We start from the raw sequence: 24374 nt of genomic DNA, 5'->3' as shown, positions 1-24374 counted from the left end.
GTTGCAGATTACGCCAATTAAGTGAGATTTTACCTCCTTATAGTATCTTAAGAGTCTTCCTAAAATTAATGACATTTAAAAGTTGTAGTTTTTTCTAATTCAATTTTATAAATTGTACAGCATAACTAAACTCATACTATGCAAATAAAAGAATCTTCAACCGTCTATGATGCTATTATAGTTGGCTCCGGAGCTGGCGGAGGGATGTCTACAAAAATCCTCGCAGATGCCGGACTCAAAGTGGCGGTCGTAGAGGCAGGTCCGTATTTTGACCCTGCCGACCCTAAACAGCAAACACAATTAAAATGGCCTTACGAATCCCCCAGGAGAGGTGCCGGGACCACAAGGGTATTTGGAGAATGGGACATGGCCTATGGTGGTTGGGAAATAGATGGGCAGCCTTATACCCACAAAGATGGTACAAAGTTCGATTGGTACCGGTCGCAAATGCTGGGGGGGCGAACCAACCACTGGGGAAGAATATCACTGAGATTTGGACCTAAAGACTTTAAGCATAAAGATGTTGATGGCCTGGGAGATAATTGGCCCATAAGTTATGATGATGTTAAGCCTTATTACGACAAGCTCGATAAATTAATTGGCGTTTTTGGAACTAACGAAGGCTTGCCCAATGATCCTGACGGCTTCTTCCTTCCACCTCCAAAACCAAGACTACACGAACTGTATTATATAAAGGGAGCAAGAAAATCTAAAATGCCGGTGATCCCGGGCAGATTATCTATGCTGACCAAAAAGATTAACGAGGATAGAGGGGTTTGTTTCTATTGCGGCCAGTGCGGAAGGTCTTGCCAGGTATATGCAGACTTCTCAGCCGGATCCTGCCTAATCTTTCCGGCACAGAAAAACGGCGGCCAGATAGACCTATATGTGAATTCGATGGTTAGAGAAGTAACCACCAATGACGAAGGGAAAGCTACTGGCGTCTCTTATATTAATAAGGAAGACAGAAAAGAATACCAACTAAAGGGCAAAGTAGTGATATTGGCAGCATCTGCCTGCAGCTCGGCGCGCATCCTTTTAAACTCTAAAAGCCCTCAACATCCAAACGGGTTGGGTAACAGTAGTGATGTTGTTGGTAGATACCTTCATGATTCTACGGGTGCCAGCCGTGCCGGATTTATCCCGGATCTGATGAACAGAAAAGTTTCTTATAATGAAGATGGTGTTGGAGGCATGCATGTATATACCCCATGGTGGTTAGATAATAAGGACCTGGATTTTCCAAGAGGATACCATATTGAGGTCTGGGGCGGTATGGGAATGCCCAATTACGGTTTTGGGTTTAACCCCAATGATTTCAATAAATTTTTCGGTCTGCCCACAGGTGGCTATGGCGCAGGACTGAAAGAAGACGTGAAGAAATATTATGGATCTGTCATCGGCTTTGGTGGTCGGGGTGAATCTATTGCCCAGAAAGACAATTACTGCGAAATAGATCCGACAGTGGTAGATGAATTTGGTATCCCTGTTCTTCGTTTCCATTATAAATGGACAGATTATGAACGCTTGCAAGCGAAACATATGCAGGAAACCTTTGAAGAACTTATTCACAATATGGGGGGAGAAGTATTGGGCGATACCCCAACCAAAGAACAAGATTACGGGCTTCATAACCCGGGGAATATTATCCACGAAGTGGGTACTACAAGAATGGGGGATAATCCTAAAACTTCGGTCACCAATAAATATCAGCAATTGCACGATTGCGACAATGTATTTATTACCGATGCCGGGCCATTTACCTCCCAGGCAGATAAGAATTGTACCTGGACCATCCTTGCACTTTCATGGAGAGCATCGGAATACATAGTAGAACAACTGAAACAACAAAATATATAGCAGATGGACAGAAGAAATAGTATAAAATCCATTATCCTTGGTTCAGTAGCTGGTGGTTTAGCCGTTCACGGCTGCAAACCCGGACCGGAAGTTACAGAAGGTGCCGCCGCGGCCGGTGCCGATGAGCACTATTTCGGGAGAACCCCCGAAGAATTAGAGCTTATCGCAGAACTGGAAGCAGAACAATTTTTTAATGAGCACGAAATGGAAACGATCACCGTATTGTGCAACCTCATTTTACCACCGGATGATAAAGGCGGTATTGTAGAAGCCGGAGTACCAGAGTTTATAGAATTTATAGCTAAAGACATGCCTCATTTGCAGACCACATTCCGTGGTGGACTAATGTGGTTAGATCATAAGAGCAATACAGATTTTGGCACGGAGTTTAAGGTGACGCCCGAGGATCAACAAAAGCAAATTCTTGACACTATTGCTTTCTATGACCCTGAAACGCCAATGAGTGAACAGCCACTTGAGATACAGTTTTTTGCGTTGATGAGGAATCATACCGTTAGCGGGTATTATACTTCTAAAATTGGGATAGAAGATCTGGGATATAAAGGAAATATGCCTAATGTTTGGGACGGAGTACCCCAGGATGTTTTAGATCAGCATGGCTTGGCTTACGATGAAGATTGGATTGCCAAATGCGTGGATCAAAGCAAAAGAGGCATAATCGCCGAGTGGGATGATGAGGGCAATTTATTGACATAATTGTATCATCTTTTTAATAAAAAAAAACACATTATGAAACTAAAATTGACATTGCTGACCTTGTCGGTCATTTTTGCATTTTCATCAACAGTATTAAATGCTCAGGAAGTAGGATTGCAGTTATACAGTCTTCGGAATCAATTTAAAACAGATGTTACCGGCACCTTAGACATCATTGAATCTTGGGGCATTACCAAGCTTGAGGGCGGAGGTACCTACGGAATGAGTATGGAGGATTTTAAAAAAGAAATCGCCGACAGGAAATTAGAAGTGGTTAGTGTTGGCGCTGGTTTTGGTGACCTGGAGAAAAATGTAGACAAAGTTATTGCCAATGGAAAGGCATTTGGTGCTAAATATGTCATGTGCGCCTGGATCCCCCACGATGGAGATAATTTTACAATTGAAGATACCGAGAAAGCCATTGCAGTTTTTAATAGTGCCGGAAAAAAAATTAAAGCTGCCGGAATGACCCTTGCTTATCATGCTCATGGTTATGAATTCAGACCCTATAATAACGGAACTCTATTTGATTTGATGGCACAGAAGGCAACAGATTTTGCTTTTGAAATGGATGTTTACTGGGTACATCATGGAGGCGCCGATCCCCTGGGGTTACTGAATAAGTACCCTGAGAAGTTTGTGCTCTTGCATCTTAAGGATATGGAGAAAGGGGTAAAAGGTAATGATACCGGGCACGAAGATGTGGAGACCAATGTAGTGCTGGGAACCGGGCAGGTAAATATTGCAGGAGTGGTAAAAAGGGCAAAAGAATTAGGAATAGAATACATGTTTATAGAGGATGAATGCTCCAGGGTTGTAGAACAAGTTCCCCAGAGTCTTGAATTTCTCAAAAGCCTGAACTAGTAATGCCAATGAAGGGGGTACTGAGTGCAGTTTTTATTCTATTAATTACCTCTTTTCAGCTGGGATGTGAGGAAGATACAGAACTACCAGAGCAAAACCTACCCAATATCATATGGCTGGTGGCGGAAGATCAGTCTCCGGATTTTTTCCCAATGTATGGCGACAGCACCATTTCCCTGCCAAATCTGGAAGCCCTGGCAAATGAAGGGGTGATTTTTAATAATGCCTATTCTCCCGTTCCTGTATGCGCACCGGCAAGGAGTGCATTAATTACCGGGATGTATCCTACCACCTTAGGTACGCACAATATGCGCACCTACAATGCATACAGAACAGACAACCAGCCAGAGTTGGGAATTCCCAGCTATTCACCTGTGGTGCCTCAAGGCGTGAAAATGTTTACCGAATACTTAAGGCGTAGCGGTTACTACTGTACAAATAATCCTAAGGAAGACTATAATTTTAAGAAAACCGAGGTAGCCTGGGACGATAGCAGTAAAGATGCGCACTGGAGAAACCGGCCAAAAAACACCCCTTTCTTTTCAGTTTTCAATTTTAGTGTTTGTCATGAATCACAGATATGGCAAAGAGGAGAGGATGAACTTTTGGTTTCCCCGGATGCTGTCAATGTACCGGCATACTTTCCCGATACCAAGGAGGTCAGGCACGATATTGCCGTGAACTACAGCAACCTTATTCGGTTAGATAATCAAATTGGTGAGATTATTAAACAACTTAGGGAGGATGAACTTTATGACAACAGTATCATCTTCTTTTACGGGGATCATGGCGGGCCATTTCCAAGACATAAACGGGCATTATACGAGACCGGGGTAAAAGTGCCCCTGCTTATTAAATTTAAGGAGAACCAAAAGGAATACAATAGTGATAACAGATTTATAAGCTTTGTAGATTTTGCCCCTACCGTCCTGTCCATGGCTGGGATTGAACCCCCAAAAGTTATGCAGGGGAGGGCACATTTTGGTGATTACGCCAATGCAGGAAACTCTGATTATTTATTCTTCAGTTCCGATCGTTTTGATGGCATGGTAGACAGGATAAGGGCAGTGAGATATCAGCGCTACAAATACATTAAAAATTTTAATCCGGATATCAGCAATGCACTACCAGTGGCTTATCGGGAGCAAATGCCAATGATGCAGCAATTAAACCAACTTTGGGAAAATGAAGAACTGGATTCCATACAGTCGCTTTGGTTCAGAACTCCTAAGCCCGAAGAGGAATTATATGATCTTGAAGCAGATCCTTTTGAATTTGTAAATCTCGTGGGAAAAGAAGAACTGCAGGATACGCTTCTTCTATTGAGAAATGTTTTAAATGAATGGATTACTAACACCAATGATCTGGGCAGGCACCCGGAAAATGAATTGCTCTCCAATTGGTTGCCGGAAGGGAAACCACAACGTTTGCCTTCCCTTGAATTAGAGGATAAGGAGGGGAAAATTAATCTTTTCTGCAAGCAATCTGACGCCACCATTGTCTGGAAACAGCCTCAGGATAGTACCTGGCTAATATTTGATGCTCCAATTTCCAATCAAAAATCATTTTCAGCAAAAGCAGTCCGAATAGGATTTAAGGATAGCGAACTGTTGGAGTATACCGTAGACTGATCCGTCTCTAGTTGATCCGTTTAAATTGCAACAACCTTACCTCTATAGCTTTTTCTCCTGTAAGTTCCTGGGCAGTAAGCCGTAATGCACCCGGACCTTCCTGAAGTTGGATAGTGCCCATACTGACCGATTTAAAGTCTTTTACATAAGATTCTATTCGCGGAACCCTGTCGTTCTCCCTACCAGTTTCCGGCGGATCATGGGCTTGTGTTATTTCTTTTGAAATCTTACTGTTTTTAAAGCTCAGTTGCATCCTGACCCCCTTATTTTCTGATGCACAGGTGTAATACAAATCGACTTCAAATTCACCTGCTGCCAAAACATCGATATCCCAACTAATGAAATCATCAACACTGGTCCAATTTGTAAAATAAGAATCGTTCGGATATTTATTACTTCGTTGAATGTTTCCATGTGCTTTCCCGTCCCGGGCCGGTAGCTGTGTCCACTTAAAATCAGGATGTCCAAGAGGAAAGCTTCTCTTTTTATCTTTGGCAGAATATGCATCCACTTCAGATAACCAACGCTGTTTGGCAGTAACAAGGGTATCCCTGATATGCGGCAACTTTTCAGAAAGGTCGTTCAATTGGGCTCTGTCAGCCGAAATGTCGTACAAGCGGTTATCATTATCCAATCGGTATTTCTGACTCCTGACACTTGTTTTACCATTCCAATGATTAAACACAAAGCGGTCTGTCCATTCCACATTTTCATCTAAAAGCAGCGGTTTTAAACTTACACCGTCTATAGGTTTATTGAGGGTTGGGGATATACCTGTTAAAGACACTAAAGTGGGTAACAGATCAATACCACTGGCAATCTCCTGAATTTGCCTTGCTGCCGGTAATTTGTTTTTCCATTTAATGAAAAATGGTGTTCTTACTCCTCCTTCGTCTACCACGCCTTTCCTGCCCCGCATACCGCTATTCCATCGCCAACTGTTTGGACCATTGTCTGAAAGGAAGATAATTATGGTATTCTCCTCGAGTTGTAAATTTTTGAGATGATCGGTGATGCGGCCAACATTGTAATCTATGTTTTCTACCATAGCCAGGGCGGCTTTGGTAAAATCAGGAAGTTCCAGGGTACTGTCTCTGTGTTTCATTGTAAGTTCCCGATCCTGGAACTTTGTCCAATACTTTTCCGGAACTTGCATAGGGCTATGAGGTGTATTATAAGGCAGATACAGGAAAAATGGCTGGTTTTGATTATCAGATATAAATTGTAGTCCCTTATCCGTAAGGTCGTCTACGATAAACCCTTTTCCCTGCACAATTTCTCCATTGTGTTCCAACATAGGGTCGAAATAATTGCCCCAGTGGCCAGATGCAAAACCGTAAAAATCATCAAATCCCCTGGCGTTTGGATGATATGGAGCTTGCATTCCACTATGCCATTTGCCATATGCCGCTGTACGGTATCCCGCCTCTTTAAAGATATCGGCAATGGTGGTTTCACCAAGATTAAATCTTTCACCTCCTGCGGAGGTAGAGTAAACCCCCATTCTACTAAAATGACGGCCGGTTAGCAGTTCGGCCCTGGTAGGAGAACATACTGGTTGCACATAAAAATTAGTAAAGGAAACACCATTTTTAGCTATGTCATCTATATTGGGAGTGCTCAGATTGGTATTGCCATTATAACTGAGATCTCCCCAGCCCTGGTCATCTGCAAGAATAAGGACGATGTTTGGCCGTACTGGAATGGTAGTATTTTCATGTTCGGTACTGTTTTTACAACCAACATCCCCAAGTAGCAAAATGGAAATCCAAAATGTTCTAAATAGAATCTTCAAAATAATAGATGTATAAATAAGATCACCTCAAAAATTTTTATAATTCAAGCTAATTGCTAATTGCTAATTGTTCATTGTTTTACAGCTAGTCCCACCATAGAATCTGCCGTCCCATAGTAGAGGAACCATTTGGATTTATAGTATACAAGCCCTTCTATAAAAGTGGTGCCTGCCTTGTACTGACCACTAATTTCATGCGGCAGGCTGGGGCAGATAAAAGGGGTCTCGAGTCGCGCCAATAGCCTGGAAGGGTTGCTCTTATCAAAAAGAGCCTGCCCCCCACAATAGGTGCCTTCCGGGAATTTATCACTGGCGCCTTCCCCGCTAAGGTTTTTACCATTGTAAAATAATAAAATTCCATTTTCTGTGTAGAGTGCTGGTGGCCCGGGTTCTACCAGGTGGCTGTCAAAATCGTTTAGTGTCGGATCAAAAACATGTAGAAGTTCTCCGTCATCATTTAGTAAAGGATCCCAATTTATTCCGTCAGTAGAACTTGCCAGATTAACAAAAAGTTCTCCCCAGTACATCCAGTATTTTCCATCGATCTTTTTGGCAATCAATCTGCCATCAACAAGTTCTGTGATCACCGAGCCAGATTTACTCCAGATATTCAGGAATTTTCCTCCAACACTATTTTTAAAAACGGGACCGTGTTTTTTCCATTTTTTCAGATCTGCTGAACTGGCAACAGAAAGGCGGGCTGTTTTCTTATTCCAGCTGGTGTACATCATCAGATATTCGCCTTCTGTTGTTTCCACTACTCTCGGGTCTTCCACTCCTCCGGGGTGGTCCCATTGCTGAAATTCGTCCAATTCCGGAAACAATACCGGCTCCGGATACTTAGTAAAATTAATTCCATCTGTACTGTAGGCAAGACCAATTCTAGAGGTTCTGCCACCCAAAATGGCTTCAGGGTTATCCTCGGCCCTGAACAGCATAAATACGGAATCATTTCGTACAATTGCCCCCGGGTTAAAAACATCTGCTTTCTGCCACTGCTGAGGTTGTTTGCTTATTGGATCCATAAAAACAAAACTGGAATCCGCGGTCATTATCGGATTTTTAGCGGTCTTTTCAAACCCCAGCATCCAGCTGGTTTCTTCATTTGTTTTCTCCTCGGACTTCTGGGCTGCTTCTTTACATGAATAGGTAAAAGAGATAAGAAGCAGCAGCAATAGGATTTTAGAATTCATGTGGTATATGTTTGCGATTAGTGTTGAATTAATAAAGGTAGTTCATAAAGATCATCAAAATAAGGAACAATTGCCATTAAAGTAAAAACAAGCTTCCTCAAAGTCATATTAAATCCGATTTCAAAGCAACAAAAATTGCTGTATCTTTTGGGTCTCTTAATGCAACTTTAAAATGATTTCGGATAAGATTTCCAAAGTACCTTTTAAGATCATCTTATGTATTCTTCTGGTTGCTATGAGCTGCAAACAACAGCACAAGCCCACGCAATTAGACACCCACATTGAAGATCAGAATATTGCTTTGGATAGCGTAACTGAAATTAGAGAAACAGCTACCAAAACATTGCGGAGTTTTGATGGTTTAGCCGATACCACTTTTGTCAGACTAGCAGATTTCAGTGAAGATTTTGTGTATGATCTCCGATATGCTACAGAGAATAATTTTCTGAAATCAAAAGTGTATGAATGCCCGGAATGTTACACTAGGGTAAAAACAGCAAAGGCCTTGCTTGCCGCCAATAAGGATATGATGGAACAGGGATATAAAATTAAATTTTTCGATTGTTACAGGCCCAATTCAGTGCAGTACAAGATGTGGAAAATAGTGCCCAACCCCCAGTATGTAGCCAATCCGGTTAAAGGTTCTATTCATAACAAGGGGGGTGCGGTTGATATTACCCTTGTGACATTGGAAGGAGATGAATTGGACATGGGAACCGACTTTGATTTTTTCGGGAAACGGGCGTATCATGACAATACAGATTTGCCTAAGGAGATACTGGCTAACCGGAAAATACTAAAAGAAACCATGGAAAAATACGGTTTCTGGTCGATAAGAACAGAATGGTGGCATTACAATTTATCTGCTGCAACTAATGATCAAGTGGCAGATTTTAAATGGGACTGCAAATAGTCAATATTGCAATTATGAAAATAAAAAGAAGCCTGTACCTGGGAATGTTTATGTTAAGTTTTCAGCTTATGGCACAGGACACTATTATCTCCTTGTGGCCTGCTGACAATATTCCCAATAGAATACCTTCTTCGGAACAGGAGGTGGTTGAAAAAGGAGATATTGTAAGAATCAGTAAAGTTCAGGAACCCACTTTGGAAGTTTACCTGCCCTCAAAAGCTAATGCCACTGGTGATGCGGTACTGATATTTCCCGGTGGGGGTTACCATATCCTGGCCTATGACTGGGAAGGCACCGATATTGCCAAGTTTCTGAATTCTAAGGGAATCGCAGGGATTGTAGTTAAATATCGCTTACCTACCTCAGATGCAATTAAAGAAAAACACAAGGTGCCATTAATAGACGCTCAACGGGCAATAAGATTGGTCAGAGCCAATGCTGCTGCCTGGAATATAACAGAAAGAAATATCGGTATTATGGGATTTTCAGCGGGGGGTCATTTGGCTTCCACCCTGGGCACCCATTTTCAGGAAGAAGTTTATGCCAGACAGGATATGGCAGACGAGCTGAGCGCCAGACCAGATTTTATGGTTTTGGTATATCCGGTAATATCTTTTAGTGAGGCGGCAACACATTCTGGTTCAAGAAAAGCCCTTATTGGTGAAGCTCCGGTGGCAGAACTCGTAAACCATTATTCAAATGAATTACAGGTTACAGAAAATACCCCTCCTACTTTATTGATTCACGCAGCTGATGATACAGCTGTGGTACCGCAGAATAAGATCCTTTTTTTCCAGGCTTTGAGAAAGAAGAAAGTACCGGCAGCGCTCCATATATATCCCAAAGGTGGCCATGGCTTTTCCCTTGCCCCTAAAGACACTTACTTAAGGGGATGGACAGACCGACTAATAGAATGGTTGGAAAATCTTGAGTAACGCCCTTATTTAAATTGGTCCGGGTGTGGATGCTCCCATGGTGCCCTGTACGCCCGTTGCAATTTTGCTGTGACTTCGGGGTCATTCAATACTATTCTTTTTGCCGGATCATAGACCAGTGGCCTCCCGGCATCCATTGATAAATTAGCGAGAATACAGCTAGAAGAGGAAATATGCCCCTCCTCAATATCTGCTACGGGTCTGCTGCCTTTGTCTATTGCGGCAAGAAAGTCTAGCATATGAAGTCTTGTTGCAGGAGCAGCATTTAATTCATTGTCCTTTTCTATCAGGTCTTCCGGGTATTTTTCTTTCTCATAAACAACATCCATATGAATAGGTGCTCCATCGCCATGCGGAACAAAATCGTATTGCATGGTACTTCCCGAAAGGGTGCCTTTTTCACCGAATAGTTTAAAGGACCAGGGATATTCCGGATCTGCCGGAGTGCCCCAACTGCGATGTTGCCATACACAATTTAGTCCGTCATACTCAAACACAGCACTCTGAGTATCAGCTATATTAGATTTACCATCTTTTTGAACATAAATACCTCCCTGAGAAGTTATTCTTTTGGGCCAGCCCAATTGTAGCATCCATCTTACCGTGTCGAACATATGCACGCACATGTCTCCCATTATTCCATTGCCATATTCCATAAAAGTACGCCACCATCTTCTATGGGGCAGACCGTCATAAGGCCTTAAAGGCGCGGGTCCTGTCCACATCTCATAATCCAGGAAGTCCGGAACCTCTTGCAAGTCAGGATTTCCATTGGCTCGCATATGGAAGTAGCAACACATTTCTACATGAGAAACTTTGCCTAATAAACCGGCATCCACAATGTTCTTTTTAGCATGAATAAGGTGTGGTGTGCTTTTTCTTTGTGTGCCTACCTGTACCGTCTTATTGTAATGTCTTGCAGCGGCTACCATAGCTTCACCTTCCATAACATCAACACTTATAGGTTTTTGCACATAGACATGAGCCCCAGACTTCAGTGCTTCAATGCACTGTAAGGCATGCCAGTGATCTGGAGTTCCTATTAAAACTATTTCCAGCCCGCTTTCGGCCAGCATTTTTCTATAGTCCGAATATAATTTCGGCTTTTTACCAGATTTTTGTCTTTGGGAAACCAGGGTGGCAGCCTCGTTTAGAAAACGACTGTCTACATCGCAGAGGGAAATCACTTCCACATTGGCTACCTGAATTAATTTGAACAGATCACTTGTACCATACCAGCCAGTGCCTATAAGTCCAACTCTCCAGGGTTTTTCACGGTTCATTATTTCAAAACCATACATTCCAAATGAAGAAAGCACGGCTGCAGCAGTGGCGCCCTTTAAAAAGTGTCTTCTATTGATGTTAATATTTTTGGATCCCATAATTATAAAGATGTTTAGTTGGTTTAAATACCCTTCTAATATAACGATTAATTCTTTTCATCAACACTTGTTACACAGCAGTACCTTAAGGTTATTATCAAGATCGGTAATAAAGAAAAGATAAGTATTTCCGCCGTCTTTTATCTTGAATTTTTTTCGAATTTCGGCAACAATCACCGGGAAATTACGCACACTTACATTTGCTTTATCAAGTTTCAGGGATGTAATCTCCTTTCTGTTATACCGGAATGCCTTAAGTATATTGAATCGTCTGCCGGGAAAGTTTATTAGATGGTCAGAAGTGTATAGATGCGTATGCTCATGTAGTTTTTTGAGAGAAAATTGATTGCCAATCAGTTTAAAGGCACCAGATTTCATGATAGCTGCGTTAGGCTCGTAGAGAAATGCTAATGGGGCCGATAAATGTAATGCGGCACTTTTTTCCAGCCCCAATTCAAAATTGAAAATATGACGGTCATTTTTCTGGAAATTTATGGTTTTGATGGTAATTGCTCCTGAATATCCGTTCTGAAGCACCCATAGTAATTCCTTTACCTCGTTATTTACTGCAACGATATGAATCTCCATTACGTGCTGCAAAGCAGATAGTCCGGAGGAAATATCGAGTAGGGGAGAGGTCTTGAGTAATATGTTATTAGTTTTTGACAAGATCAGTGGCAAATGCGCGGGCACGTCCGGATGGCAATCCGAAAGTCTGAAAACTTTATTTTGGGATGTGTCGCGTCTTGATGGGTCTATATAAATCCAATCAAATTCCTGCTCGTTTGATTCAAGAAATGTGATTCCATCGGCATGATAAGATTTGATATTCTTTACCCCTAATTTATCAAAATTATAAGCCGCTATTTCTGATAATTCCCGGTCAATTTCCGTGTGCCATACCTCCTTAATATTTTTACTAAAGAAAGTACTGTCTACTCCAAATCCGCCACTGAGATCCAGTAGCGATTTACCACTGACAATTTCCGCTTTATACGCAGCTGTAATTTCTGAAGAACATTGTTCAATATTGGTCTTTTTAGGGTAGTATACCCCCGGGGTATTGAACCAGAGGGGAAGTTTAAACTGGCATTTTTTCCGGGAGGCGATCTGCTGTGCAAGTTCTTTGGGTTCTATACCTTCAAAAGGGCTCTTTTTTAGCAATACTGACATGATGTCAGTATTAATATTTTCATTTATAAAACTTTGTACACCAGTATTTAACAGTTTTTTATTCAAAGTTAAACTATAAGTTATATGTCAACCGTTTAACAATACTGTTTTCAGCCAGAAATTCCTTTAAAATCACTTTTATAGCAGTATATCCGGGTACTGCAACGATCATTCCGACAACTCCAAACAGCAGACCTGCAATAATAATAATAAGGAATATTTCGAGCGGGTGAGATTTTACACTATTCGAAAAAATGATAGGTTGAGAAGCAAAATTATCTACCAGTTGCCCCACGACTAAACCAATTAAAACATAGCCGGTTTTTGGTAAAATTACGGTACTGAAATCCATTCCAATATTGCTGCTCATCGTCAAAAATATCATAAGGACCCCCCCTATTATCGGACCCACATAAGGGATGATATTAAAGAGCGCACAGAGGAAGGCAATTACTACTGCATTTTCAATACCAACAATTAATAAAACAATGGTATAAATAACAAAGAGAACAAAGATCTGCAGCAACAGCCCAACAAAATATCTGGATAGTAAACCGTTTATTTTATCTATTGATTTAACCATATTGGTTTCCTTGTTTTGCGGAATAAAAGTTAGTAGTCCCCTTTGGAATAGCTTACTATCTTTTAGGAAAAAGAACGATATAAACAGCACAGAAAAAAGCCCAATACTAAAAGAGCTTAGGATGTCCACAAATGAGTTGAGGATATTTGGAATGAAACCTAAGTTTAGTCCTTCAAAAACATTTTTTTCGAAATCAGCATCTTTTATTATTTCATTGACCGCTTCTGGTGACGCTCCAAAGTAAAGTGTAATTTGTTGGTATAGGGTGTTCAGGTTGTTTTGCAACTCATCAATATTAAGTAAGGAAAGGTTCTTGCCTTGCTCGGTTATCAAAGGCACAAACAGTGCTATTATCCCCACCAGCACCCCAACCATAATCAGCATAGTAACTATTACTCCCAACAAGTTGGGGAATTTTAGCTTTCTCCTGAGGAAAAGTACTATTGGCCTGCCAATTAGAGCAACTACTACTGCAATTGCTAAATAAGCGAGTACAGACCTGATGGCGTATAGAAAATAGATCAGCAGAACCACACCAACTATAATACCTACGGCCCTTAAGATACCTTGTGATATAATTTTTGGAGTCATCATCTAGTTTTTAAATGCATACTGAATAATATTAGCACCCATCTGAAGTGCTTTTTGGCGAACCTCTTCAGGATCGTTATGTACTTCGGAATCTTCCCAGCCATCACCCAAATCGCTCTCAAATGTAAAAAGCAAAAGCAACCTGTTTTCATGCACTATACCAAAGGCCTGGGGTCTTTTGCCATCGTGCTCGTGTATCTTGGGTAAACCTTCAGGGAATTTATATTCCTGCGCAAAAATGGGATGATCAGCTCCCAATTCTGTAAGCTCTTTATCTGGAAAAACCTTTAATATTTCTTTTCTAAAATAGGGCTCCATTCCGTAATTGTCATCTACATGTAAAAATCCGCCAGACATTAAATAAGTTCTAAGATTATCGGCTTCTTCCTGACTAAAGAAGATATTTCCATGCCCTGTCATATGCAAAAATGGGTAGTCAAAAATAATGCTGCTACCCACTTCAACCGTCTGCGGTTTTGGACTGATATCCGTGTTGATATTCTGGTTGCAAAAGGAAATCAGATTGGGCAGGGCAGTAGGATTGGAATACCAATCACCACCACCGTTGTACTTAAGTATGGCTATTTCCTGAGCTATTGCTGGAAGCGTAAAAATTAATAAGATAAATGTGGTAAGTAGCTTCATGAATATTCGACCTATTATGTAATTCCAAATGTAATAATAATCGAATTGAAAATGATCTTTATGATATCTCTGAGAGCAGATAAATAAAGTTGTGAAAAAATTATATTTTTTTTGTTGTTAGTTATTCCGCATTTTTTCATCGAGAATCCGAAAAAGTGCGGAATTTTTTTATTGCTTTTATTTTCAATTAGATTGTGTTGATGAGGTTTACGGTGTTACAAGCCACAATTGCAGCCGTTTCGGTGCGTAACCTGGCCTCTCCTAATGAAACCGGCAGGAACCCCTTCTCGTAGGCCTTTTGAATTTCGTCATCAGAAAAATCACCTTCAGGACCAATTAAGATGGTGATGTCTTTATCTGCAGCCACCCTACGCTTTAATTCTACTTTTTCATCATCCTGGCAATGTGCAATAAACTTTAAACCCTTGTGCTCCTTTTCAATAAACTCTTTATAAGAAATTACCGGATTTAGTTTTGGCATAAATGCTCTGAGAGATTGTTTCATTGCAGATTGGATTATGCGTTCCATTCTTTCCCGTTTTACAATCTTTCTCTCCGAATGATCACATATTATTGGGGTGATCTCATTTACCCCAATTTCTGTAACTTTTTCCAGAAACCATTCAAAACGATCGTTCATTTTTGTCGGGGCAACTGCCATATGCAACCAATGCATTTTTTGATGTTTTTTCTTCGTAAGCACTATCTCTGCCTTGCATTGTTTGGGGTCAGCAGTCAATATCTTCGCGGTAAATAAATACCCTTTCCCATTGGTAATATGCAATTCGTCTCCTTCTCCCTTTCTTAAAACTTTTACTATGTGTTTGCTTTCTTCAGCACTAAATGCGAACTGGTTAACACTTCTGTCTAGCTTAGGATTATAAAAGAGTTGCATTGTTTTTGTATTATTTGATTAATTCTATATTTATTTTTCTTTTCACCTGCTATAATTACAATTAAGGTTTATCCCAACCTCAGTTGAATAGGGTTTTATCTATTATCAGGCGATTACGTACCTTGCTTTAGCTGTGGTGTCACTGGCTGCAAAATTGCCTTTCAGAAATTTCAGGTAGCCTACTATCCCAATCATAGCGGCATTGTCTGTACAATATTCAAATTTTGGGATATAGGTGGTCCATCCTTCTTTGGTTTCGGCACTTTGCAATGCTTCCCTGATTCCTGAATTGGCAGAAACGCCGCCTCCAATTGCTATTCTCCTTACCCCGGTTTGCTTAACGGCCTTTTTTATTTTTCGCATCAGGATCTTAACGATAGTAGATTGAATAGATGCACATATATCCTCCAGATTTTCTTCTATGAATTTAGGGTTGTCTGCGGTTTCCTTTTCAATAAAATATTTGATACTTGTTTTTAGACCACTGAAACTAAAATTTAGCCCGGCAACATTTGGGATAGGGAAGGGGAATTTATCCGGCTGCCCGTTTTTGGCATGTTTGTCTATTAAGGGGCCTCCAGGATATGGAAGTCCCAGCAGCTTTGCACTTTTATCAAATGCCTCCCCAATGGCATCGTCCAGAGTTTCTCCCAAAATTTCCATCTCAAAATAGTCTTTAACCAATACTATCTGAGTATGCCCTCCACTGATGGTACAGGCAAGGAACGGGAATTCTGGAATTTTACTTTCCTGATCTTCTATAAAATGAGCCAGAATATGCGCTTGCATATGATTTACTTCGATAAGAGGAATATTTAACCCCAGTGAGAGCGATTTGGCAAATGATGTACCTACCAATAAGGAACCTAAAAGTCCGGGTCCGCGGGTAAATGCTATGGCGGATACTAGTTTTTTGTCGATATTTGCTTTGGCTAAGGCTTGGTGCACTACAGGAACAATATTTTGCTGATGGGCTCTGGAGGCCAGTTCCGGTACAACACCTCCATATTCCTCATGAATTTTCTGCGTAGCTACCACGTTGCTGAGCTTTTTGTTATTGCACATTACAGCGGCAGATGTATCATCACAAGAAGATTCTATGGCCAGAATATAAATTTTTTGATTTTTCACCTTGTTTTGGAACAAAAATTGGTTGTACAAAGGTAAAACATAAAGCCCTATCAAAAAACTGAGAAAAATACTGGTTAGAACGCTGTTGATCCTACTGCTCATCTGTGTTTTGGGGACCATTATTTTGTCATTACCTGCTGTTCAGACGAGATTCGCCAAATACGCCACCACTTCTATCAATGAAGAGTTTGGTACCGATATTAATATAGATCGGCTAAGAGTTTCGCTCATCTCCTGGGATACTTCATTAAGGGGGATTTATATAGAAGATCACCACAGGGACACCCTGTTCTATATTGACGAATTAACCACTTCCATACTCAGTATGCGACATCTTATTGAAGGGAGCCTTGAATTTGGGGATATAGAGATAGAGCGGCTTAATTTTAAGCTTAAGACCTATGCTGATGAGAACGATACTAATTTGGGCTACTTCATTGATAAATTGGATGATGGAAAACCACGGGAACCAGGCACTCCTCCCTTCTATTTCAGTTCCGCTGATGTAGAGATTACAGACAGCAGATTCAGGCTTATCGATGAAAACAAGGAGAATATAGAGGCACTTAATTTTAAAAATCTGGAAATTGATGTCAGTGATTTTGAGATTATAGGGCCGGAGGTTATTGCTATGGTCAATTCACTCTCTCTAAATAGTAAAAGGGGAATACGCTTAGATAAACTGGCTACCTCATTTAAGTATACAAAGCAGCAAATGCGCTTTGATTCACTAAATATAAAAACTCCGCAATCTCATTTAAAGGGGAATTTGGTATTTGATTATAACCGGGAAGATTTTCAGAATTTCTTGAATAAGGTAAATTTAACAGCTTCATTTACAGAGTCAACAGTAGCTTTTGATGAGGTAAATATGCTATACGACCAGTTTGGGAAGGAAAAGGAAGCCACTTTTTCTTCAAGCATGAAAGGGGTACTTAACGACCTTACCGTTGAGCAGTTGTTCCTGCAATCTGACAATACGGGAATCAGAGGGGATTTTAATTTCAAGAATTTATTCAGCAAAGGAGAACCTTTTAGCCTGGACGCTGATATTAAAAATATTACCACCAGTTATTATCAGCTAAGGGCATTGCTTCCGAATATTCTTGGTACACTACCTTCATCTTCCCAAAAGTTAGGGCAGTTTACCATACGGGGAGACGCTTTTATTACGGAAACCTCCATAGATGCCAGGATAAATTTAAACAGCGCCATTGGTAGTAGTTATGCTGATCTGAACCTTACTGAAATCAATAATATTGACAACGCAAATTACGAAGGGTTTGTATCCTTAATAGATTTTGATCTGGGCGAGTTCGTGAATAACAGACAACTGGGCAGAGCCACTCTGGATGTAAATGTAGAAGGGAAAGGTTTTGTTCAGGAAAGCCTGAATACCGAGGTCATTGGAGATATCTATAAAATAAATTTTAACAATTACGAATATGATGATGTAAAGGTTTCCGGGGTATTGAAAGATCAGCTCTTTGATGGTAACCTGGTGAGTAATGATGAAAATTTTAAATTTAATTTTAGCGGATTAGCAGATTTTGGTAGCGCTCGTAACACCTTCAATTTTTTTGCCTCAGTTGATTATGCAGATCTTAAGAAATTAAATTTTATCGATGATAGTGTCTCTATTTTCAAGGGGGATGTTAGCATGGACATTACCGGCAATTCTCTGGATAATATTGTTGGGGATGTGAAATTTACCAAGACCAACTTCCAGAACGCCAATCAGGATTACTATTTTGATGATTTTGAGATCACCTCTTCATTCGGACCCGATTCTCTTAGGACAATCGATATTAATTCTCCCGATATCATTACGGGATATATGAAGGGAAAGTTTAAGGTAGGTGAGTTGGGAAGGTTGATTAGAAATTCTATCGGGAGTATCTATACCAATTACAAGCCCTTTGAAATATCAGAAGGCCAGGAGCTGGCATTTAATTTTAAGATTTATAACAAAATTGTAGATGTCTTCTTTCCTGAAGTAAATTTTGGTCCCAATACTTTTATCAAAGGGAATATTGTTGCCGATGAGGGCGATTTTAAGCTCAATTTCAAATCTCCTAATATTGCTGCCTTTGGAAATGTGCTAAACAACATTGATATTAAGATAGACAATAAGAATCCGCTGTTCAATACCTTCGTATCCGTAGACGATGTCTCAACGATATATTATGACGTAAAGGACTTCAATTTAATCAACACAACCCTAAAGGATACCCTCTTCTTTAGAACGGAATTTAAAGGGGGTAGTGAATATAACGACAGTTATAACCTCAACTTCTACCACACTTTTAATGATGAAAACAAATCGGTAATCGGGCTTAAAAAGTCGGATGTCAGCTTTAAAGGGAATACCTGGATTCTAAACAAAGATGGCAACCGCCAGAATAAGGTGATTATTAATAGTACGCTTGACAGCATACAGATCGAGGAGATTGTTATGAACAACGAGAACAGGGAGCAAATAAGACTTAAAGGGCAACTTGCGGATTCTACCTATAAAGATCTGCAACTGCAATTTAAAATTGTATCTCTGGATAAAATTACCCCGGCTATAGACAGTTTAAAGTTAAGTGGGGAAATTAATGGTATCCTCAACGTACTGCAAAAAGACGATATTTACCTTCCTTCTTCTAATCTTGATATTTCAGATTTTGGGATAAATGGAGTAGACCTGGGCCATCTTTCCATAGGAATATTTGGGAATCGGGATCTTACAGAATTTACTGTAAATGCCGATATCGTTGAAAATGAAAAAGAAAAATTCAGCCTGATAGGAAAAGTTACCAATAATAACAATCAGCCAAAGGCAAGATTGGCGGCAGATTTTAACGATTTCAACCTGGAGCCTTTTAATCCTTTGGGAGAAGGGGTAATAACAAATATAAGGGGGCAATTGGATGGGAGTGCACAGATCATCGGAGATATCAGAAACCCGGATATTAGCGGCCTGCTAACACTTAACAACGCTGGCCTGGCCATTCCGTATTTGAATGTGGATTATGCTTTTGCCAATAATTCTGTTGTACGCCTCTCTAACCAAACCTTTGATTTTCAACGAGTACGGCTCACAGATATCGCCATGGATACCAGGGCAACGCTCAACGGCACCGTTAAACATTCGTTTTTTGACGATTGGAGCCTGGATCTTGATCTGGATACCAATAATGACAGATTTCTTATTCTGAACACCCCTTTTGAGGAAGAAATCCTCTACTATGGTACCGGTTTTGTAAATGGAACGGGCAGGATTTTTGGCCCGACAAATGCACTGACCATTACCTTTGATGGGTCTACTGCCAGAGGTTCTTCCCTGAAGATTCCGTTGAGTGATGTGGCATCTGTCGGAGATTACTCCTTTATCAACTTTATTGAAAAAGACGAAGTTGAGCAAATAGATATCCAAAGGACTCTCAGAAACTACGAAGGGATAGAGATGCAGTTCGATCTGGACATAACCCCTGATGCTGAGGTGGAGATTGTGGTAGATCAAAAAACCGGAAGCTCTTTAAAAGGAACAGGTGAAGGAATTCTATTAATCGAGATCAACACCAATGGTAAGTTTAATATGTTTGGTGATTTTGTTGTGGTGACCGGAGAATACAACTATAAATATGGAGGTGTAATTGATAAGACATTTACCGTTAGGCCAGGGGGTACTATTAACTGGGGAGGAGATCCATTGGCTGCTCAGCTACAGTTAGAGGCAGTATATTCTACAAGTGCCAACCCAGCACCGCTACTGGACAATGACGGGATTATCAGAAGAATACCGACCGATGTGGTAGTGTCTTTGACCGAAGAATTGGAGCGTCCTAATATCGACTTTAACATAGAATTTCCAGGCACCAGTTCTATCGTAAAATCTGAGTTGGAATACAAGTTACAGGACCCACAGGTAGAGGAAAGGAACGCGGTATTTTTATTGGCGCAGGGCACCTTTGTTAATGAAGATACCGGGCTTACACAACAGGCTGTTACCGGGAATCTGATTCAGACCGGGACCAGTTTACTCAACCAGGTATTGGGAGGCAGTAATGACAAAGTGGACTTTGGGGTTTCCTATGAGCAGGGATACCAGGATCCAAATAATGTCGTAGAGACAGAAAATAGGATCGGGGTTACCGTTTCTACCAGAATTAGTGACCGGGTGTTATTTAATGGGAAGTTCGGGGTGCCGGTTGGTGGTGTGAGTGAAACTGTTGTCGCAGGAGATGTGGAGGTGCAGGTTTTGCTGAATGAAGAGGGCACTTTAAGAGCTAAAATATTCAATAGAGAAAATGAAATTCAACAATTCCTGGCAGATCGTCAGGGGTATACTCAGGGGGTGGGACTTTCTTACGAAGTAGATTTCGACAGTTTTGGAGAACTGATGAATAAGATATTCGGAACCGCTCAGAAGCAACAAGAAATAGAAGAAGAAGCTCCGGTAACTTCCCCAAATTCTGTTATGGGTAAGGATAGTCTGATTCAGTTCTTTCCCAAGGAAAGGAAATTGAAGTAATTATTTTCACTACATTGAGAATTCCGTGATATTTATTGGAAAATGCGTTAAAATTATTAACTATATCGTTTTCGCCTTGAACGGATCGCAAATAATAATGCTGTTCCATACATTATTGCAATAAGTTTGCTAATTTTGCAATTCGATTTTTTTCAATGGGTTCAAAGATAAAAAGGATAGCAGTTTTTACTTCCGGGGGAGATTCTCCGGGAATGAATGCTGCGGTAAGGTCGGTAGTGCGTACATGTGCATTCCTGAAGGTAGATTGCCTTGCCGTTTACAGAGGGTACCAGGGGATGATAGAAGGAGATTTTGTGACTATGGATGCCCGAAGTGTTAACAATATAATTAACAAAGGAGGAACCATTCTTAAATCTGCCCGTTGCGACGATTTCAGGACCAAGGAGGGAAGGAAAATGGCTTATGATCAGCTGATTAAAGCAGGCATTGATGCTTTTGTTGTCATAGGTGGTGATGGGAGTTTCAGAGGGGCTTTGAAATTTAATGAGGAATACAATTTTCCAATTATTGGTATTCCCGGAACCATAGATAACGATATTTTCGGTACCAGATATACCCTTGGGTTTGATACTGCTTTGAATACAGTGGTAGAGGCAATCGATAAAATCAGAGATACCGCCAGTTCGCATAACCGGCTTTTCTTTGTAGAAGTAATGGGGAGGGATGTTGGCCATATTGCATTGAATGCAGGTGTAGGTGCCGGCGCGGAGGAAGTATTGATCCCCGAACTCGACCTCGGATTGGAGCGTTTGCTAGATTCTTTAAAGCGCAGTAAAAAGTCGGGTAAATCGTCTAGTATTGTCGTTGTAGCAGAGGGCGATAAAATAGGTAAGAATGTTTTTGAGCTGAAAGAATATGTTGAAGAACACCTGCCGATATACGATGTCCGGGTATCTGTGCTAGGGCATATGCAAAGAGGTGGAGCACCATCTGCTTTTGACAGGGTACTGGCCAGCAGAATGGGCGTAAAGGCTGTTGAAGCTATACTGGAGGGTAAAAGCAACCTGATGGTTGGAATTATGGATAGTAAAATTACGCTCTATCCTATAGATGAAGCAATTATGGGTCATACCAAAATTGATAAAGAACTCATTAGGGTATCAGATATAATGTCTACTTAATTTTAAATAATAAATAACAATATATGTCAAACTTAAAAATAGGAATCAACGGATTTGGAAGAATAGGCAGATTAGTTTTCAGGGCTACTGTAAAAAGAGATAATGTAGAAGTGGTAGCGATAAATGATCTGCTAGATGTGGAACATCTTGCCTACTTACTTGAATACGATTCTGTACATGGGAAATTTGATGGTACAGTAGCCGTAGAAGACGGCAACCTTGTGGTTAATGGTAAAACCGTTAGAATTACTGCTGAAAGAGATCCTAAAAATCTTAAATGGGATGAAGTTGGTGCAGAAATAGTTGCAGAATGTACAGGTATTTTTACCACTCTGGAAACTGCGCAATACCACATAGACGGTGGTGCCAAGAAAGTAGTCATTTCGGCCCCATCTAAAGACGCCCCGATGTTTGTTATGGGTGTAAACCACGATGATGTTAAAGCCTCCGATACTATTGTCTCCAATGCATCTTGTACCACCAACTGTCTTGCGCCTATTGCAAAAGTTCTTAATGACAATTTTGGAATTAAAGAAGGCTTAATGACAACGGTGCATGCCACAACAGCTACACAACTAACTGTAGATGGGCCTTCAAGAAAAGATTACAGAGGTGGTAGAAGTGCCATGATGAATATTATTCCTGCTTCAACAGGTGCGGCTAAGGCAGTTACCAAGGTGATCCCGGAATTGGAAGGGAAGCTGACAGGAATGGCATTCAGGGTACCCACGCCAGATGTTTCAGTTGTGGATCTTACTGTGAAGTTGGAGAAGGAAACCTCTTATGATGAAATTAAACAAGCATTTAAGTCGGCCTCAGAAGGAGATTTAGAAGGCATATTAGGTTACACGGAAGAGCCTGTAGTATCTCAGGATTTTGTTGGAGATACAAGGACTAGTATTGTGGATGCCGGTGCCGGTATGGAATTAAATCCACAATTCTTCAAAGTAGTATCCTGGTACGATAACGAAGCGGGATACTCTGACAAATTAGTAGATCTTGCGGAATACGTGGCAGGTCTTTAAAATCATGATAATTAACCAATAATATCCTTAGAGTAAGCAATTGAGTTGCTTATTTTAAGGATATTTTATTTAATGCAACCATTATATGATATTGATTGTAGATAGCGGGGCTACCAAGGCAGACTGGATAGCAATGGATGAAAAAGGAGAGCAACTTTTTCTTACACAAACCTTAGGACTAAGTCCGGAGGTATTAACAGCCGATGTTATTGTGGACAGGTTGGCGAATAATTTTGAGCTATCCAAGAATAGCAGAAAAGTGAGCCATTTGCATTTTTATGGCGCCGGATGCGGTACTAACAGAATGAAGAAGTTTTTAAAAGGAATCTTCAAGAATTTCTTCCCCAAAGCCAAAATAGAAGTAAAGGAGGATACTTACGCAGCAATATATTCCACAACCAAAATTGGGCACCCGGGAATTGTTTGTATTCTGGGGACAGGATCTAATTGCAGCTATTATGACGGGCATCAATTATTTCAAAAGGTAGTATCTCTTGGATATATACCTATGGATGATGGTAGTGGTAATTTTTTCGGAAGAAAACTTATCAGAGATTATTACTATCACAAAATGCCGCAGGATTTGGCAATGCAATTTGAAAAGGAATACAACCTTGATGCAGATGTCATTAAAGAAAACTTGTATAAAAAGCCTAATCCTAATACTTACCTGGCCACATTTGCCCGCTTTTTAGTAGAGCACAAGGACCACCCATATTCTAAAGGGGTAATCGATAAAGGTTTTCAGCAATTCATCAATAATCATGTCATGCAGTTTGAACTGGCTACCAAAGTACCCATAAATTTCGTTGGGAGTATTGCCTATTTCTTACGGGAAGAATTAGCTACAGTAATTGAGCGAAACGACCTGGTACTTGGCGTTATAAGGCAAAGACCTATTGAAGGTTTGGTGGAATTCCACAAGGAAACTATTTAGCTGTTAATCAGTCTTTTACCGCAATCATCGAAATCTCTACGTTGACAAATTTTGGTAGGTTGGCTACCTCTACTGTTTCCCTTGCCGGGGCAGTAGCTGCATCAAAATAAAGAGCATATGCCTCATTTATGAGATTAAACTGATGCATATCCTTAACGAAGATTGAAGTTTTTACAACATGCTCAAAGGTCATACCGGCTTCCTGAAGTATGGCTTTTAAATTTTCCATAGACTGACGGGTTTCCTTTTGTATGTCGCCGGCAACAAGTTCTCCGCTAACCGGGTCTATTGGGATCTGCCCGGATATGAAAAGGGTGTTCCCGCTTAGAACAGCCTGGTTGTAGGGGCCTATTGGTGCCGGGGCGTTTGGTGTGTTTATTATTTGTTTCATCCTTTCCTAAATTACTGATTACTGATTACTGATTACTGATTACTGATTACTG

Annotated in this window: 19 protein-coding genes; 10 read left to right on the top strand and 9 right to left on the bottom strand. The window is 40.6% G+C overall.

Annotated features, from left to right (window positions below):
- Positions 1–138: 138 nt before the first annotated feature.
- The 4 genes from J1G40_RS05285 to J1G40_RS05270 are packed head-to-tail and all read left to right on the top strand — an operon-like array spanning position 139 to position 5072.
- A complete protein-coding gene (locus J1G40_RS05285) occupies positions 139–1860 on the top strand; it encodes a GMC family oxidoreductase (protein ID WP_265241551.1) in 1722 nt (573 codons plus the stop codon).
- A 3-nt stretch (positions 1861–1863) separates the two neighbouring features.
- Positions 1864–2577 carry a gluconate 2-dehydrogenase subunit 3 family protein gene (locus J1G40_RS05280; RefSeq protein WP_265241550.1) on the top strand — a complete coding sequence of 238 codons (714 nt, stop codon included), beginning with the start codon at positions 1864–1866 and terminating at the stop codon, positions 2575–2577.
- Positions 2578–2610: 33 nt separating this feature from the next.
- On the top strand, positions 2611–3441 hold the full coding sequence (locus J1G40_RS05275) for a sugar phosphate isomerase/epimerase family protein (RefSeq protein WP_265241549.1): 831 nt from the start codon (positions 2611–2613) through the stop codon (positions 3439–3441).
- An 8-nt stretch (positions 3442–3449) separates the two neighbouring features.
- On the top strand, positions 3450–5072 hold the full coding sequence (locus J1G40_RS05270) for a sulfatase (protein WP_265241548.1): 1623 nt from the start codon (positions 3450–3452) through the stop codon (positions 5070–5072).
- 7 nt (positions 5073–5079) lie between these two features.
- Here the strand turns inward: J1G40_RS05270 and J1G40_RS05265 are convergent, their stop codons facing one another.
- A complete protein-coding gene (locus tag J1G40_RS05265) occupies positions 5080–6867 on the bottom strand; it encodes an arylsulfatase (protein ID WP_265241547.1) in 1788 nt (595 codons plus the stop codon).
- Positions 6868–6938: 71 nt separating this feature from the next.
- A complete protein-coding gene (locus J1G40_RS05260; RefSeq protein ID WP_265241546.1) occupies positions 6939–8060 on the bottom strand; it encodes a glycoside hydrolase family 130 protein in 1122 nt (373 codons plus the stop codon).
- A gap of 172 nt (positions 8061–8232) precedes the next feature.
- Between J1G40_RS05260 and J1G40_RS05255 the strand changes: the two genes are divergently transcribed.
- Positions 8233–8973 (top strand): M15 family metallopeptidase, encoded by a 741-nt coding sequence (locus J1G40_RS05255; RefSeq protein WP_265241545.1) that lies wholly within the window; start codon positions 8233–8235, stop codon positions 8971–8973.
- Positions 8974–8987: 14 nt separating this feature from the next.
- Positions 8988–9908: an alpha/beta hydrolase gene (locus J1G40_RS05250; RefSeq protein ID WP_265241544.1), complete on the top strand. Its 921-nt coding sequence runs from the start codon at positions 8988–8990 to the stop codon at positions 9906–9908.
- Between the two features lie 5 nt (positions 9909–9913).
- On the opposite strand, the gene J1G40_RS05245 is transcribed toward J1G40_RS05250, so the two are convergent.
- From J1G40_RS05245 to tsaD, 6 genes are all read right to left on the bottom strand, one after another.
- Positions 9914–11290 (bottom strand): Gfo/Idh/MocA family oxidoreductase, encoded by a 1377-nt coding sequence (locus J1G40_RS05245; RefSeq protein WP_265241543.1) that lies wholly within the window; start codon positions 11288–11290, stop codon positions 9914–9916.
- Between the two features lie 60 nt (positions 11291–11350).
- Complete coding sequence (locus J1G40_RS05240) at positions 11351–12463, bottom strand: THUMP-like domain-containing protein (protein ID WP_321160192.1); 1113 nt, start codon at positions 12461–12463, stop codon at positions 11351–11353.
- A gap of 73 nt (positions 12464–12536) precedes the next feature.
- Positions 12537–13637, bottom strand: a complete 1101-nt coding sequence (locus J1G40_RS05235) for an AI-2E family transporter (protein ID WP_265241541.1) — start codon at positions 13635–13637, stop codon at positions 12537–12539.
- 3 nt (positions 13638–13640) lie between these two features.
- Positions 13641–14282, bottom strand: a complete 642-nt coding sequence (locus J1G40_RS05230) for a DUF4159 domain-containing protein (protein WP_265241540.1) — start codon at positions 14280–14282, stop codon at positions 13641–13643.
- 187 nt (positions 14283–14469) lie between these two features.
- The gene (locus J1G40_RS05225; RefSeq protein WP_265241539.1) at positions 14470–15177 is read right to left on the bottom strand and encodes a 16S rRNA (uracil(1498)-N(3))-methyltransferase; all 708 of its coding nucleotides are present in this window, start codon (positions 15175–15177) and stop codon (positions 14470–14472) included.
- Positions 15178–15282: 105 nt separating this feature from the next.
- The gene (gene tsaD, locus J1G40_RS05220; RefSeq protein WP_265241538.1) at positions 15283–16308 is read right to left on the bottom strand and encodes a tRNA (adenosine(37)-N6)-threonylcarbamoyltransferase complex transferase subunit TsaD; all 1026 of its coding nucleotides are present in this window, start codon (positions 16306–16308) and stop codon (positions 15283–15285) included.
- An 82-nt stretch (positions 16309–16390) separates the two neighbouring features.
- On the opposite strand from tsaD, the gene J1G40_RS05215 reads away from it, so the two are divergent.
- From J1G40_RS05215 to J1G40_RS05200, 4 genes are all read left to right on the top strand, one after another.
- On the top strand, positions 16391–20827 hold the full coding sequence (locus J1G40_RS05215; RefSeq protein WP_265241642.1) for a translocation/assembly module TamB domain-containing protein: 4437 nt from the start codon (positions 16391–16393) through the stop codon (positions 20825–20827).
- 155 nt (positions 20828–20982) lie between these two features.
- A complete protein-coding gene (gene pfkA, locus J1G40_RS05210) occupies positions 20983–21969 on the top strand; it encodes a 6-phosphofructokinase (protein ID WP_265241537.1) in 987 nt (328 codons plus the stop codon).
- Positions 21970–21992: 23 nt separating this feature from the next.
- Positions 21993–22994, top strand: a complete 1002-nt coding sequence (gap, locus tag J1G40_RS05205; protein ID WP_265241536.1) for a type I glyceraldehyde-3-phosphate dehydrogenase — start codon at positions 21993–21995, stop codon at positions 22992–22994.
- Positions 22995–23079: 85 nt separating this feature from the next.
- Positions 23080–23931: an N-acetylglucosamine kinase gene (locus J1G40_RS05200; RefSeq protein WP_265241535.1), complete on the top strand. Its 852-nt coding sequence runs from the start codon at positions 23080–23082 to the stop codon at positions 23929–23931.
- 7 nt (positions 23932–23938) lie between these two features.
- Here the strand turns inward: J1G40_RS05200 and J1G40_RS05195 are convergent, their stop codons facing one another.
- Positions 23939–24322: a RidA family protein gene (locus J1G40_RS05195; RefSeq protein WP_265241534.1), complete on the bottom strand. Its 384-nt coding sequence runs from the start codon at positions 24320–24322 to the stop codon at positions 23939–23941.
- Between the last annotated feature and the right edge of the window lie 52 nt (positions 24323–24374).

It is taken from the genome of Muriicola sp. Z0-33 (assembly GCF_026126425.1).
Taxonomy (GTDB): Bacteria; Bacteroidota; Bacteroidia; order Flavobacteriales; family Flavobacteriaceae; genus JAFMPW01.
The sequence above is the reverse complement of the archived record's forward strand: the minus strand, read 5'-3'. Positions and strand labels throughout refer to the sequence as shown.